This is a genomic window from Streptomyces sp. NPDC051310, assembly GCF_044455245.1.
GTDB lineage: Bacteria > Actinomycetota > Actinomycetes > Streptomycetales > Streptomycetaceae > Streptomyces.
The window spans coordinates 24,619-38,516 of sequence record NZ_JBITEO010000034.1 but is presented as its reverse complement, the minus strand read 5'-3'; the positions used below and the strand labels follow the sequence as shown (position 1 = coordinate 38,516).

At 71.5% G+C, this 13,898-nt stretch carries 13 protein-coding genes; 7 read left to right on the top strand and 6 right to left on the bottom strand.

Annotation, left to right across the window (positions count from 1 at the left end; all coding sequences use genetic code 11):
- Positions 1 to 19 precede the first annotated feature (19 nt).
- Both fabI and fabG read right to left on the bottom strand, forming a co-directional pair.
- Positions 20 to 787 carry an enoyl-ACP reductase FabI gene (gene fabI, locus ACIA79_RS32155; RefSeq protein ID WP_399431944.1) on the bottom strand — a complete coding sequence of 256 codons (768 nt, stop codon included), beginning with the start codon at positions 785 to 787 and terminating at the stop codon, positions 20 to 22.
- Between the two features lie 5 nt (positions 788 to 792).
- Entirely contained in the window at positions 793 to 1,509 is a 717-nt protein-coding gene (gene fabG, locus ACIA79_RS32150; protein ID WP_031072440.1) for a 3-oxoacyl-[acyl-carrier-protein] reductase, read from the bottom strand.
- Positions 1,510 to 1,709: 200 nt separating this feature from the next.
- Between fabG and ACIA79_RS32145 the strand changes: the two genes are divergently transcribed.
- The 3 genes from ACIA79_RS32145 (at position 1,710) to tyrS (ending at position 6,036) form a co-directional block, all read left to right on the top strand.
- A complete protein-coding gene (locus ACIA79_RS32145; protein ID WP_399431943.1) occupies positions 1,710 to 3,233 on the top strand; it encodes a TldD/PmbA family protein in 1,524 nt (507 codons plus the stop codon).
- Between the two features lie 82 nt (positions 3,234 to 3,315).
- Positions 3,316 to 4,707: a metallopeptidase TldD-related protein gene (locus ACIA79_RS32140; protein ID WP_399431942.1), complete on the top strand. Its 1,392-nt coding sequence runs from the start codon at positions 3,316 to 3,318 to the stop codon at positions 4,705 to 4,707.
- A 60-nt stretch (positions 4,708 to 4,767) separates the two neighbouring features.
- Positions 4,768 to 6,036, top strand: coding sequence for a tyrosine--tRNA ligase (tyrS, locus tag ACIA79_RS32135; protein ID WP_399431941.1), 1,269 nt, complete (start codon positions 4,768 to 4,770; stop codon positions 6,034 to 6,036).
- 102 nt (positions 6,037 to 6,138) lie between these two features.
- Here tyrS and ACIA79_RS32130 read toward each other — a convergent pair whose 3' ends face one another.
- Complete coding sequence (locus ACIA79_RS32130) at positions 6,139 to 6,414, bottom strand: GlsB/YeaQ/YmgE family stress response membrane protein (protein WP_399431940.1); 276 nt, start codon at positions 6,412 to 6,414, stop codon at positions 6,139 to 6,141.
- A 237-nt stretch (positions 6,415 to 6,651) separates the two neighbouring features.
- Between ACIA79_RS32130 and ACIA79_RS32125 the strand changes: the two genes are divergently transcribed.
- Both ACIA79_RS32125 and ACIA79_RS32120 read left to right on the top strand, forming a co-directional pair.
- Positions 6,652 to 7,038, top strand: coding sequence for a DUF3099 domain-containing protein (locus ACIA79_RS32125; protein ID WP_399431939.1), 387 nt, complete (start codon positions 6,652 to 6,654; stop codon positions 7,036 to 7,038).
- Between the two features lie 220 nt (positions 7,039 to 7,258).
- Positions 7,259 to 7,486: a hypothetical protein gene (locus ACIA79_RS32120; RefSeq protein ID WP_399431969.1), complete on the top strand. Its 228-nt coding sequence runs from the start codon at positions 7,259 to 7,261 to the stop codon at positions 7,484 to 7,486.
- On the opposite strand, the gene moaA is transcribed toward ACIA79_RS32120, so the two are convergent.
- The 3 genes from moaA to ACIA79_RS32105 all read right to left on the bottom strand — a co-directional run bounded on the left by moaA (position 7,469) and on the right by ACIA79_RS32105 (position 10,613).
- Positions 7,469 to 8,458 carry a GTP 3',8-cyclase MoaA gene (gene moaA, locus ACIA79_RS32115; protein ID WP_399431938.1) on the bottom strand — a complete coding sequence of 330 codons (990 nt, stop codon included), beginning with the start codon at positions 8,456 to 8,458 and terminating at the stop codon, positions 7,469 to 7,471. The genes ACIA79_RS32120 and moaA overlap by 18 nt on opposite strands.
- 152 nt (positions 8,459 to 8,610) lie before the next feature.
- Positions 8,611 to 10,251, bottom strand: a complete 1,641-nt coding sequence (locus ACIA79_RS32110) for a cation acetate symporter (protein ID WP_399431937.1) — start codon at positions 10,249 to 10,251, stop codon at positions 8,611 to 8,613.
- Positions 10,248 to 10,613, bottom strand: coding sequence for a DUF485 domain-containing protein (locus ACIA79_RS32105; RefSeq protein ID WP_399431936.1), 366 nt, complete (start codon positions 10,611 to 10,613; stop codon positions 10,248 to 10,250). The genes ACIA79_RS32110 and ACIA79_RS32105 overlap by 4 nt, the downstream gene beginning before the upstream one ends.
- A gap of 259 nt (positions 10,614 to 10,872) precedes the next feature.
- Between ACIA79_RS32105 and ACIA79_RS32100 the strand changes: the two genes are divergently transcribed.
- Both ACIA79_RS32100 and ACIA79_RS32095 read left to right on the top strand, forming a co-directional pair.
- On the top strand, positions 10,873 to 12,423 hold the full coding sequence (locus ACIA79_RS32100) for a S8 family serine peptidase (protein ID WP_399431935.1): 1,551 nt from the start codon (positions 10,873 to 10,875) through the stop codon (positions 12,421 to 12,423).
- 39 nt (positions 12,424 to 12,462) lie between these two features.
- Positions 12,463 to 13,848: a CoA transferase gene (locus ACIA79_RS32095; RefSeq protein WP_399431934.1), complete on the top strand. Its 1,386-nt coding sequence runs from the start codon at positions 12,463 to 12,465 to the stop codon at positions 13,846 to 13,848.
- The last annotated feature ends 50 nt before the right edge of the window (positions 13,849 to 13,898 follow it).

Sequence of the window (13,898 nt, the reverse complement as noted above, 5' to 3'; positions counted from 1 at the left end):
GTACGGGCTGCGTACGGGCTCAGGCGCCCATGATGTGCACGCCGCCGTCGACGTGGACGATCTCGCCCGTGGTCTTCGGGAAGAAGTCGGACAGCAGCGCCACGACACCGCGGCCGGCCGGCTCCGGGTCGGCCATGTCCCACTCGAGCGGGGAGCGCTCGTCCCAGACCTTCGCCAGCTCGCCGAAGCCCGGGATGGACTTGGCGGCCATCGAGCCGATCGGGCCGGCCGAGATCAGGTTGCAGCGGATGTTCTGCTTGCCGAGGTCCCGGGCGAGGTAGCGGCTGGTGGCCTCCAGGGCCGCCTTGGCCGGGCCCATCCAGTCGTACTGCGGCCAGGCGAACTGCGCGTCGAAGGTCAGGCCGACGACCGAGCCGCCGTTCTGCATCAGCGGCAGGCAGGCCATGGTCAGCGACTTCAGCGAGAAGGCGGAGACGTGCATCGCGGTCGAGACGGACTCGAACGGCGTGTTGAGGAAGTTGCCGCCGAGCGCGTCCTGCGGCGCGAAGCCGATGGAGTGCACGACGCCGTCGAGGCCGCCGAGCTCCTCGCCGACGACGTCGGCGAGGCGGCCGAGGTGCTCGTCGTTGGTGACGTCGAGCTCGATGACCTTGGCAGGGCGGGGCAGCTTCTTCGCGATGCGCTCGGTCAGGGTGGGCCGCGGGAAGGCCGTCAGGATGACTTCGGCGCCCTGCTCCTGGGCCACCTTGGCGGTGTGGAACGCGATGGAGGACTCCATCAGCACTCCGGTGATCAGGACGCGCTTGCCCTCGAGGATTCCGCTCATGTGACTCAGTGACCCATGCCCAATCCGCCGTCAACCGGGATGACGGCTCCAGTGATGTACGAGGCGTCGTCCGACGCGAGGAACCGCACCGCGGCGGCGATCTCCTGGGGCTGCGCGTAGCGGCCGAGCGGCACCTGGGCGACGATGCCCTTGCGCTGGTCGTCGGTCAGCACCTTGGTCATGTCCGTGTCGACGAAGCCCGGCGCGACGACGTTGAACGTGATGTTGCGCGAGCCCAGCTCACGGGCGAGCGAGCGCGCGAAACCGACCAGCGCGGCCTTGGAGGCGGCGTAGTTCGCCTGCCCCGCGGAGCCGAGCAGCCCCACCACGGAGGAGATCAGGACGACGCGGCCCTTCTTGGCCCGCAGCATGCCGCGGTTGGCGCGCTTGACCACGCGGAAGGTCCCGGTGAGGTTGGTGTCGAGGACGGAGGTGAAGTCGTCCTCCGACATACGCATCAGCAACTGGTCCTTGGTGACACCGGCGTTGGCCACCAGCACCTCCACCGGACCGTGCTTCTCCTCGATCTCCTTGTAGGCCTGCTCCACCTGCTCGGAGTCGGTGATGTCGCACCGGACGGCGAGGAAGCCCTCCTTGGCGAGCTCTTCCGGGTCGCCGGAGCGGTACGTGATCGCGACCTTGTCGCCGGCGTCGACGAAAGCGCGGGCGATGGCGAGGCCGATGCCCCGGTTTCCTCCGGTGACAAGAACCGAGCGGCTCAACAGATCACCCTTTCCCTTGCACGGTGTGGTTCACCGAAAACCTATCGGTCCGGTCCTCGGGACAGGGAATCGACCCCTGACAGTGGCGTACGAGTGTCACTGTCGGGTCCCTACAGAAAGCGCCCCGGAAAGCACTGGGCAGCGAGGCGCGCGGCGCGACATGATCGGGGACGACCGGTCTCATACGACAGGAGACATTCGTGCCTCATTCCATCGACGAAGCCTTCACGGCGCTGCCGCTGCGGGCACTCGCCGACGCGGCGCTCGCGCGGGCCCGGGCGCTCGGCGCCGAGCACGCCGACTTCCGCCTCGAGCGCGTCCGCAGTGCCTCGTGGCGCTTGCGGGACGCCAAACCCGCCGGGTCGTCGGACACCACGGACCTCGGGTATGCGGTGCGGGTGGTGCACGGCGGGGCCTGGGGGTTCGCCTCCGGGGTCGACCTGACCATGGACGCGGCGGCCAGGGTCGCCTCGCAGGCAGTGGCCATGGCGAAGCTGTCGGCGCAGGTGATCGCGGCGGCGGGGTCGGCCGAGCACGTGGAGCTCGCCGACGAGCCGGTGCACGCGGACCGGACGTGGGTCTCGTCGTACGAGATCGACCCCTTCACCGTGCCGGACGCCGACAAGAGCGGGCTGCTGGCCGAGTGGAGCGCGCGGCTGCTGCGCGCGGACGGGGTGGCGCACGTGGACGCGTCGCTGCTGACCGTCCACGAGAACAAGTTCTACGCGGACACGGCCGGCACCGTCACGACGCAGCAGCGGGTACGGCTGCACCCGCAGCTGACGGCGGTCGCCGTGGACGGGTCGACGGGCGAGTTCGACTCCATGCGGACGATCGCGCCCCCGGCGGGGCGCGGCTGGGAGTACCTGACCGGCACCGGCTGGGACTGGGACGCGGAGCTGGAGCAGATCCCGGAGCTGCTCGCCGAGAAGATGCGGGCCCCGAGCGTGCAGGCGGGGACGTACGACCTGGTCGTGGACCCGTCCAACCTGTGGCTGACGATCCACGAGTCGATCGGCCACGCCACGGAGCTGGACCGGGCGCTCGGCTACGAGGCGGCCTACGCGGGCACGTCCTTCGCCACCTTCGACCAGCTCGGCAAGCTGGTGTACGGCTCCCCGCTGATGAACGTGACGGGTGACCGGACCGCCGAGCACGGGCTGGCGACCATCGGGTACGACGACGAGGGCGTCGAGGCGCAGCGCTGGGACCTGGTGAAGGACGGCATCCTGGTCGGCTACCAGCTGGACCGCCGGATCGCCCGGCTGACGGGCCTCGGCCGGTCGAACGGCTGCGCCTTCGCCGACTCGCCGGCCCACGTGCCGGTGCAGCGCATGGCGAACGTGTCGCTCCAGCCGGAGCCGGGGGGCCTGTCGACGGAGGATCTGATCGGCGGGGTGGAGCGCGGGATCTACGTGGTCGGCGACCGGTCGTGGTCCATCGACATGCAGCGCTACAACTTCCAGTTCACCGGGCAGCGCTTCTTCCGCATCGAGAACGGGCGGCTGGCCGGCCAGCTGCGGGACGTCGCGTACCAGGCGACGACGACGGACTTCTGGGGCTCGATGGAGAAGGTCGGCGGCCCCCAGACGTACGTCCTGGGCGGTGCCTTCAACTGCGGCAAGGCCCAGCCGGGCCAGATCGCGGCGGTCTCGCACGGCTGCCCGTCGGCCCTGTTCCGGGGCGTGAACATCCTCAACACCACGCAGGAGGCCGGCCGATGAGCGCCCACCACGCCCTTCGCCGGGGGTCCGGGGGTCGCCCCCCGGGCCAGCACAGTCTCGACACCACGCAGGAGGCCGGCCGATGAGCGCCGTCAGCAAGCCGTACGAGATCGTCGAGCGCGCCCTGGAGCTGTCGCGCGCGGACGGGTGCGTCGTCATCGCGGACGAGCAGTCCTCCGCCAACCTGCGGTGGGCCGGCAACGCGCTGACGACGAACGGCGTCACCCGTGGCCGGACGCTCACGGTGATCGCCACCGTCGACGGCGCGCAGGGCACGGCCTCCGGGGTGGTGTCCCGCTCGGCGGTCACCGCCGACGAGCTGGAGCCGCTGGTGCGGGCGGCCGAGGCCGCGGCGCGGGCCGCCGGTCCGGCCGAGGACGCCCAGCCGCTGGTCGAGGGCGTGGCGGCGTCGCCCGACTTCACGGACGCGCCCGTCGAGACGTCGTCCTCGGTCTTCGCGGACTTCGCGCCCGCGCTCGGCGAGGCGTTCGCCCGGGCCCGGGCCGGCGGCCGGGAGCTGTACGGGTTCGCCCACCACGAGCTGACCTCGACGTACCTGGGCACGTCGGCCGGGCTGCGGCTGCGGCACGACCAGCCCTCCGGGACGCTGGAGCTCAACGCCAAGTCGCCGGACCGGACGCGTTCGGCGTGGGCGGGCCGCTCGACGCGGGACTTCAAGGACGTGGACCCGACGGCGCTGGACGCGGAGCTGGGGCGGCGGCTGGGCTGGGCGGAGCGCCGGATCGAGCTGCCTGCGGGGCGGTACGAGACGCTGCTGCCGCCGACCGCCGTGGCCGACCTGGCCATCTACCAGCTGTGGTCGTCGGCCGGGCGGGACGCGGCGGAGGGCCGCACCGTCTTCTCCAAGCCGGGCGGCGGCACGCGCGTCGGCGAGACGCTCTCCCCGCTGCCGCTGACGCTGCGCAGCGACCCGAACGAGCCGGGTCTGGAGTCCGCGCCGTTCGTGATCGCGCACAGCTCGGGGGACGATTCGTCGGTGTTCGACAACGGGCTGCCGCTGTCGGCCACGGACTGGATGCGGGACGGGCGCCTGGAGCGGCTGGTCACCACGCGGCACAGCGCGGGACTCACCCGGCTGCCGGTGGCCCCGGCCATCGGCAACCTGATCCTGGACGGCGGTGGCGAGCGGTCGCTGGAGGAGATGGTCGCCTCGACCGAACGCGGGCTGCTGCTGACCTGCCTGTGGTACATCCGCGAGGTGGACCCGGCGACGCTGCTGCTGACCGGGCTGACGCGGGACGGCGTGTACCTGGTCGAGGGCGGCGAGGTGGTCGGGGAGGTGAACAACTTCCGCTTCAACGAGTCGCCGGTGGACCTGCTGTCCCGGGCGACGGAGGCGGGCCGTACGGAGAAGACGCTGCCGCGCGAGTGGAGCGACTGGTTCACGAGGGCCGCGATGCCGCCGCTGCGGGTGCCGGATTTCAACATGAGTTCGGTCAGCCAGGGCGTGTGACGCCCATAGACTGACCCGGCACAACCGACCGAAACCGACCGTTCAAGGAGACACGAGATCGTGACGGACATCGTCGACGAGCTGAAGTGGCGCGGGCTGTTCGCCCAGTCCACGGACGAGGACGCCCTGCGCAAGGCGCTCGCGGACGGTCCGATCACGTTCTATTGCGGCTTCGACCCGACCGCGCCGAGTCTCCACGTCGGGCACCTGGTGCAGGTGCTCACCGTCCGCCGGCTCCAGCAGGCCGGGCACCGGCCGCTGGCGCTGGTGGGCGGCGCCACGGGGCAGATCGGTGACCCGCGGCCGACCGCGGAGCGCACGCTGAACGATCCGGAGACCGTCGCGCAGTGGGTGACGCGGCTGCGGGCCCAGATCGAGCCGTTCCTGTCCTTCGAGGGCGAGAACGCGGCGCTGATGGTGAACAACCTGGACTGGACCGCGGGCATGAGCGCGATCGAGTTCCTGCGCGACATCGGCAAGCACTTCCGCGTCAACAAGATGCTGACGAAGGACTCGGTCGCCCGACGGCTGGAGTCCGAGCAGGGCATCAGTTACACCGAGTTCAGCTACCAGCTGCTGCAGGGCATGGACTTCCTGGAGCTGTACCGGCGGTACGGCTGTGTGCTCCAGCAGGGCGGCAGCGACCAGTGGGGCAACCTGACCGCCGGCCTGGACCTGATCCACAAGCTGGAGCCGGGCGCCACGGTGCACGCGCTGGCGACGCCGCTGATGACCAAGGCGGACGGCACCAAGTTCGGCAAGACCGAAGGCGGCGCCGTCTGGCTGGACCCGGAGCTGACCACGCCGTACGCGTTCTACCAGTTCTGGCTGAACGTGGACGACCGGGACATCTCGCGGTACATGCGCATCCTCAGCTTCCGCAGCCGTACGGAGCTGGAGGAGCTGGAGAAGGTCACCGAGGAGCGCCCGCAGGCCCGCACCGCCCAGCGTGCGCTGGCGGAGGAGCTGACGACACTGGTGCACGGTGCCGAGCAGTGCGCGGCGGTCATCGCCGCGTCGAAGGCGCTGTTCGGGCAGGGTGAGCTGGCGGAGCTGGACGAGGCGACGCTCACCGCGGCGCTCGCCGAGCTGCCGCACGCCCGGGTGGCCGAGCCGGGCCCGGTGGTGGACCTGTTCGTCGAGGTGGGCCTGGCGCCCAGCAAGTCGGCGGCCCGCCGCACGGTGAAGGAGGGCGGCGCGTACGTGAACAACGCCAAGGTGACGTCCGAGGACGCCGTGGTGGCCGCCGACGAGCTGCTGCACGGGCGCTGGCTGGTGCTGCGCCGCGGAAAGAAGAACCTGGCGGCCATCGAGGTCGCCGCGGGCTGACACACCGGCCGGGCGGCCGGCACCGCCCCCGTCGGGGCGAGGGGCCCGGGTACGACGTATCCGGGCCCCTCGTCGTGTGCTGACCCGGGGCGGGCCGTCGGGTCAGGCGCGTTGTTTGTTGCGGCGCATGGACATGTAGAGCATGTCGCCGACTCCCACGATGACGACCGCCGCCGCCACTTGGAGGGCGTGGCGGCCCCAGTCGATGCCCGGCGTGGCCTCGATGCCGAACGCCCTGGCGAGGGCGTTGCCGATGATGCCGCCGATGATGCCGAAGATGGTGGCCAGCCACAGGGGACTGTGCTGCTTGCCCGGCAGGATCGCCTTCGCCAGCAGACCCAGCACGAGGCCCACGATGATCGCCCACAACCAGCCCATGGCTGCCTCCTCGGTACAGATCGGTACAGATCGACATGAGCAGTCATCGACAGTGTGAGGGGTTGGGCTGTACGGCGCATGTCGGGCGGCCCGACGCGGGGCCGTGCCGGTGCCCGCTGTCCCTGGCGAGGGGGCGAAAGGGACTCCCCGGCCTCGAATGCCGTGCGCGGCGGGCGTACGGTGGAAACAGGTCCGGCCCGGGGAGGGTCCGGCACAGACGTCGGGTGGTGGAACGCGATGCGGAAGCACGGTCGGGACGAGGTCTTCCGGATCACCGGCGCGCGCCAGAGTCTGGCGGATGACGTACGGGGCCGGCAGCGCCGGTACGTCATCTCGATGTCCGTGCGCACGCTTGCGGTGATCGCGGCGGCCACACTGTGGAACGTCGAGCGGCACGTGGCGATCGTGGCGCTCGTCCTGGGCGCGGTGCTGCCGTACATCGCGGTGGTGATCGCCAACGCCGGGCGGGAGACCGCCCCTCCGGCGCCTGCATCCTTCACGGTCACGCCGACTCCCGTTCATCCGGCGCTGGAGTCGTCGCGGCCACCGGCGGGCGGCGGCGCGGACACCGCGCGGCAGCCGGTGCCGGACGCCGTACAGGAGCGTCAGTACGAGCAGAGATGACACACCCGGCGCGACGGGGACCGCGCTGACCTGCGACGGGACAGACAAGCTCAAAAAAAGCTCAGATCAATCATGACGTTCCGGTGCACCGCGGCAATGCGCGCGTGACATACTGCGTAGGCGCTCCGCATCCCCCGTCGGAGCGACGGACCGACGCCGGGCAGCTCCCCCCGTGGCTGCCCGGCGTCGCCTTTGTTCGGGCCTTTTACTGGGACGTGTGGTGAGCGACGAAACCCTTCCGATCTGTTCCGCCAAGGGCTGCCGGGCGGCGGCCGTCTGGGTGCTGGCGTGGAACAATCCGAAGCTGCACACGCCCGAGCGCCGCAAGACCTGGCTCGCCTGCGACGAGCACCGCGAGCACCTGTCCCAGTTCCTGGGGGTGCGCGGCTTCCTCAAGGACGTGGTGACCCTCGCCGAGTGGGAGGCCGGCTCAGCCTCCGATCGCTGACATCGGACGGTCGGGCTGCAGGAAGCTCGGGTCGTCCAGGCCCGAGCCGGCCTTCTTCCCCCACATGGCGAGCTTCCATATGCGGGCGATCTCCTCGTCCGGCGCGTCGGAGCGCAGCGCCGCGCGCAGGTCCGTCTCCTCGCGGGCGAACAGGCAGGTGCGCACCTGTCCGTCGGCGGTGAGCCGGGTGCGGTCGCAGGCCCGGCAGAACGGGCGGGTGACGGAGGCGATGACGCCCACCCGGTGCGGGCCGCCGTCGACGATCCAGCGCTCGGCGGGCGCGGAGCCGCGCGCCTCGTCCGGCTCGGGCGTGAGCGTGAAGCGGGTGCGCAGCGACTCCAGGATGTCACCAGCGGTGATCATCCCGTCGCGCTTCCAGCCGTGCTGGGCGTCGAGCGGCATCTGCTCGATGAAGCGCAGTTCGTAGTCGTGGGCGACGGCCCAGGCCAGCAGCTCGGGGGCCTCGTCCTCGTTGAGCCCCGGCATCAGCACGGCGTTGACCTTCACCGGGGTGAGGCCGGCGTCGCGGGCGGCCTGCAGGCCCTCCAGGACGTCCTTGTGGCGGTCGCGGCGCGTGAGGGTCTTGAAGACGTCGGGCCGCAGGGTGTCGAGGGAGACGTTGACCCGGTCGAGGCCGACGGCCTTGAGGGCGCCGGCGGTGCGCTTGAGCCCGATGCCGTTGGTGGTGAGCGACATCCGGGGGCGCGGTTCCAGGGCGGCGCAGCGCTCGACGATGGACACCAGGCCGGGGCGCAGAAGCGGTTCGCCGCCGGTGAAGCGCACTTCGGTGACGCCGAGGGCGGTCACGGCGATGGTGATCAGCCGGACGATCTCGTCGTCGGTGAGCAGGTCGGGCTTGGCAAGCCACTGCAGGCCCTCTTCGGGCATGCAGTACGTGCACCGCAGATTGCAGCGGTCGGTGAGCGAGACCCGCAGGTCGGTGGCCACACGGCCGTAGGTGTCGATGAGCACTGGGCCCCCTCCCCCGTGTTGACGGGATCCGTACACCAGCGAGACTACGCGACGCCTCCGACAACGACACGGGCCATTGTCCACAGGAGCGGGAGGGCCGGGTCGTAGGGATCTACGACCCGGCCCTCCCGCCGCTGCGTACGGTGTGCGGGTCAGTGCGCTCCGACACCGGTGAGGGACTTGACCTCGAGCTCCGCGTACTTGCCCTTGTCGGGCTGCTCCTTGGAGAGCAGCGAGCCGAGCCAGCCGAGCAGGAAGCCGAGCGGGATGGAGATCAGGCCCGGGTTCTCCAGCGGGAACCAGGCGAAGTCGGCGTCGGGGAACATCGAGCTGGGCTTGCCGGAGACCACCGGGGAGAAGAGCACCAGCGTCACCGACGCGACGAGACCGCCGTAGATGGACCACAGCGCGCCCTGGGTGGTGAACCGCTTCCAGAACAGGCTGTAGAGGATGGTCGGCAGGTTGGCGGAGGCGGCCACCGCGAAGGCGAGCGCGACGAGGCCGGCGACGTTGAGGTCGCGGGCCATCGCGCCGAGCCCGATGGAGACGATGCCGATGAAGACGGTCGCCCAGCGGGCCGCGCGGACCTCCTCCTGCTCGGTGGCCTGCCCCTTGCGGATCACGTTGGCGTAGATGTCGTGCGCGAAGGAGGACGAGGAGGCGAGGGTCAGTCCGGCGACGACGGCGAGGATGGTGGCGAAGGCGACCGCGGAGATCACGGCCAGCAGGATGGCGCCGCCCGCCGAGTCGACTCCGCCGATGTGCAGGGCGAGCAGCGGTGCGGCGGTGTTGCCGGCCTTGTTGGAGGCGGTGATGTCGGCGGGGCCGACGATCGCGGCGGCGCCGAAGCCGAGGGCGATGGTCATCAGGTAGAAGGCGCCGATGATGCCGATGGCCCAGTTGACGGACTTACGGGCCGCCTTGGCGGTGGGCACGGTGTAGAAGCGGATGAGGATGTGCGGCAGGCCGGCGGTGCCGAGGACCAGCGCGATGCCGAGGGAGATGAAGTCCAGCTTCGAGGTGCCGGTGGCGCCGTACTTGAGGCCCGGTTCGAGGAAGGCGGCGCCCTTGCCGCTGTTCTCGGCGGCCTTGCCGAGCAGGTCGGAGACGTTGAAGTGGAACTTCCACAGCACCAGCAGGGTGATGAGCAGGGTGCCCGCGATGAGCAGGACGGCCTTGACCATCTGGACCCAGGTGGTGCCCTTCATGCCGCCGATGGTGACGTAGACGATCATCAGCAGTCCGACGAGCGCGACGATCGCGATCTTCCCGCCGTCGGAGGTGATGCCGAGCAGCAGGGAGACGAGCACGCCGGCGCCCGCCATCTGGGCCAGCAGGTAGAAGATCGAGACGACGATCGTGGACGTGCCGGCGGCGGTGCGTACCGGGCGCTGGCGCATCCGGTACGCCAGGACGTCGCCCATCGTGAAGCGGCCGGAGTTGCGCAGCGGCTCGGCCACGAGGAGCAGGGCGACCAGCCAGGCGACCAGGAAGCCGATGGAGTACAGGAAGCCGTCGTAGCCGAAGAGGGCGATGGCTCCGGCGATGCCGAGGAAGGACGCGGCGGACATGTAGTCGCCGGAGATGGCCAGCCCGTTCTGGAAGCCGGTGAACTGGCGGCCGCCCGCGTAGAAGTCCGCCGCGCTCTTGGTCTGCCGGCCGGCCCAGACGGTGATGAAGAGGGTGGCGACGACGAAGCAGGCGAACAGGGTGATGATCAGCGGGCGGTGCTCGGAGGCATCGGACGCGGCCGCCAGCAGGGTGGCGGCGTCGATGGTGTCGGCGGCGCTCATACGTCGGCCTCCATACGGGACTTGATGGCTTCCGCCTTCGGGTCGAGCTTCTCGGCCGCGTGCCGCGAGTAGAACCAGGCGATGAGGAACGTAGTGACGAACTGGGCGAGGCCCAGGGCGAGGGCCACGTTGATGTTGCCGAACAGCTTGGTGCCCATGAAGCCGCCCGCGTAGTTGGACAGCAGGACGTACAGCAGGTACCAGGCGATGAAGGCGACGGTCAGGGGAAAGGCGAAGGAGCGGTACGTGCGGCGCAGTTCGCCGAAGTCAGCGCTTCCCTGCACCTCGACGAACGACTCTGTCGTGGGCTGGACGGGGCTGGTGTCCGTACCGCCCCGGGGCGGCGGTGCATCGGTAGCCACGGAAAACTCCTCGCGACGCGGATGAGCTGGGCATGGACAAGGGATCCTCACTGGACGGGGGCCGGTGACGCTCCTCCCCCTGACAACGTCACGGAGGGCGGGGCGAAGCGGTTCACCACCGGCCGTTTTTTCCTCCGCGGCCACCGGGATGCGCCAATCCGTTGATGCGCGAAGATGATCGGCGATAGCTTCACTCGTCATGTACCTGCCCGTACGCGCACGGCGTGCGGGCGGCTGTCACGGATGATGTGGAGAACCCATGGCTCATCTGGGATCCAGGCGCGGGCGCGTACTCGCTCTGCCCGCCGGACTGGCGCTCACGGCATCGCTCGGTCTGCTGCCCGCGGGAGCGGCGTCCGCCGCCCCGGCGGGCACGGCACCGGCGGCCGCCGTCACGAACGGCCCCACGATGTCGTACGTCGTCAACGTGACGGGCGGCCACGCGACCGCCGCGTCGGTGAAGAAGGCGATAGCCCGGGCCGGTGGCACGGTGGTCATCGCGTACGACCAGATCGGCGTCATCGTCGTCCACGCGCAGAACCCGGCCTTCGCCGAGGAGATCCGCGGGGTGGCGGGCGTGTCGTCGGCCGGTGCGACGCGGACCGCTCCGCTGGCGGCGCAGATTAGTGACGACATTTCGGCGGAGCAGCCGCTGAAGGCCTCCGAGGCGCAGGCCGCGGCGGCGCGGGCGGCGGCCTCCCCGGCCGACGACGACCCGTTGCAGCCGCTGCAGTGGGACCTGCCCGCCATCAAGGCGGACAAGGCGCACCAGCGGACGCTGGGCAGCCGCGGCGTCACGGTCGCCGTGCTCGACTCCGGCGTGGACGACACGCACCCGGACATCGCGCCGAACTTCGACCGGGCGGCCTCGGCGAGCTGCCTGGGCGGTGTGCCGGTGCAGAAGGACAACGCCTGGCGGCCGGCGGCGGACGAGAGCGACCACGGCATGCACGTGGCGGGCACCATCGCCGCGGCGAAGAACGGCGTCGGCGTCACGGGCGTGGCCCCGGGGGTGAAGGTCTCCAGCCTCAAGGTGGCCGAGCCCGACACCGGTCTGTACTACACCGAGGCGGTCGTCTGCGGCTTCGTGTGGGCGGCGGAGCACGGCGCCGACGTGACCAACAACAGCTATTACACGGACCCCTGGCTGTTCAACTGCACGACCGACGCGGACCAGAAGGCGCTCGTCGAGGCGGTCACGCGGGCGTCCCGGTACGCCGAGCGCAAGGGCGTGGTCAACGTGGCCGCCGCCGGCAACGCCCGGACGGACCTGGCGTCCGAGACGCTGACCGACAGGACGAGCCCGAACGACACCACTCCGGTCGAGCGCGAGGTGAACACCCGGGACTGCCTGGACATCCCGTCGCAGCTGCCGGGTGTCGTGACGGTCTCCGCCACGGGCGCGCAGCGGCTGAAGGCGTCGTACTCGAACTACGGTCTGGGTGTCGTGGACGTCGCGGCGCCGGGCGGTGACTCCACGCGGTACCAGGCGCCGGAGGCGCCGGCCACCAGCGGCCTGATCCTGTCGACGACGTTCCGCGGCGGCCACACGTACAACTACAAGGGCGGTACGTCCATGGCGGCCCCGCACGCCGCCGGTGTCGCCGCCCTGATCAAGTCCGCCCGCCCGCAGGCCACGCCGGCCCAGGTGAAGGCGCTGCTCTACGCACAGGCCGACGACATGGCCTGCACCGAGTCGTACGACATCGACAAGGACGGCAAGATCGACGCCGTTTGCGAGGGCGGCGAGCACAAGAACGGCTTCTACGGGCGCGGCATGATCGACGCCCTGGACGCCGTGAAGCGGTAGCCCCTTCCCCGGAGTGGCACCGAGTGCCATAGTGCGAGGATGAACTCGCCCACTCCTGACGATGTCACCCCGGTTTGGGTGGCACTCGGTGCCGATACTTCGTTGATCGACCGGATCTCCCCGGTCGGCCCGCGGGGCGCTCTGCCGTCGCGGCTGCCCGTCATGGAACTGGCCCGCGCCACGGTCGCGGCCTGTTCGCTGGCGGCCGCCGAGCTCGGTGCCGTACGCGCCGGGCGGCCGGTGCCGAGGGTGCGCGTGGACGACGGGGCGGTCGCGGCGGCGTTCCGCAGCGACCGGCTCGTCCGCCTCGACGGGCAGGCATGGACCGCCTTCGCACCGCTGTCGCGGTTCTGGCGCGCCGCCGACGGGCAGGTGCGCACGCACGCCAACTACCCGCATCACCGCGCCCGGCTGCTGGCCGCGCTCGGCCTGCCGGACGGCTCCGGGCCGGAGGAGGTGGCCCGTGCCGTCGCCGGGCGGCCGGCCCGGGAGGTGGAGGACGCCGTGTACGCGGCGGGCGGTCTGGCCGTCGCCGTACGCAGCCCGCGGGAGTGGGCGGCGCACGAGCAGGGCGCCCTGGTGCCGCGCCGGCCGCTGCTCACCCTGGAGCGCACCGGTGACGCGCCGGGGCGGGTCCCGGACGACGCGCCGCTGCCCTGCTCCGGCCTGCGCGTGCTGGACCTGACGCGGGTACTCGCCGGGCCGGTCGCCACCCGGACGCTGGCCCTGCTCGGCGCCGACGTCCTGCGGGTGGACGCCCCGCACCTGCCCGAGAGCCAGGAGGCGCACAACGACACCGGCCTGGGCAAGCGGTCCACGACCCTGGACCTCCGGCGCGACACGGACCGCCGCGCCTTCGACGCGCTGCTGGCGGATGCCGACGTGGTGGTCACCGGCTACCGTCCGGGCGCGCTCGACCGGTTCGGGCTCTCCCCCGAGGCGCTGGCCGAGCGCCGCCCCGGCCTGGTCGTCGGGCAGCTGTCCGCGTGGGGCCGCTACGGCCCCTGGGGCGAGCGGCGCGGCTTCGACAGCCTGGTCCAGGCGGCGACGGGCATCGCCGTGCTGGAGGGCTCCGCCGGCGAGCCTGGTGCCCTGCCCGCGCAGGCCCTCGACCACGGCACGGGCTACCTGCTGGCCGCGGCCCTGCTGCGCGCGCTGACCGAGCGCCACCGGGACGGCGGGACGTGGCTCGCCCGCCTGGCCCTGACGCAGACCGCGCACTGGCTGGTGCACGGCCTCACCCGCGGTCCGGCGGACGACGCCGCCGGGTCCCCCGGCCCGGACCGGTGGCTGACGGAGCGGGACACCCCCATGGGGCGGCTGCGGTACGCGCTGCCCCCGGTGGCGTACGACGGCGCGCCGGCGGACTGGGCGCGCCCGCCGGGCCGCTGGGGCGCGGACCGCGCCGAGTGGCTCGGGTCCTGATCACGGCTCCGGTACGGCGGCGACAGCGCTCGCTCCGTCGGTTTTCGGCC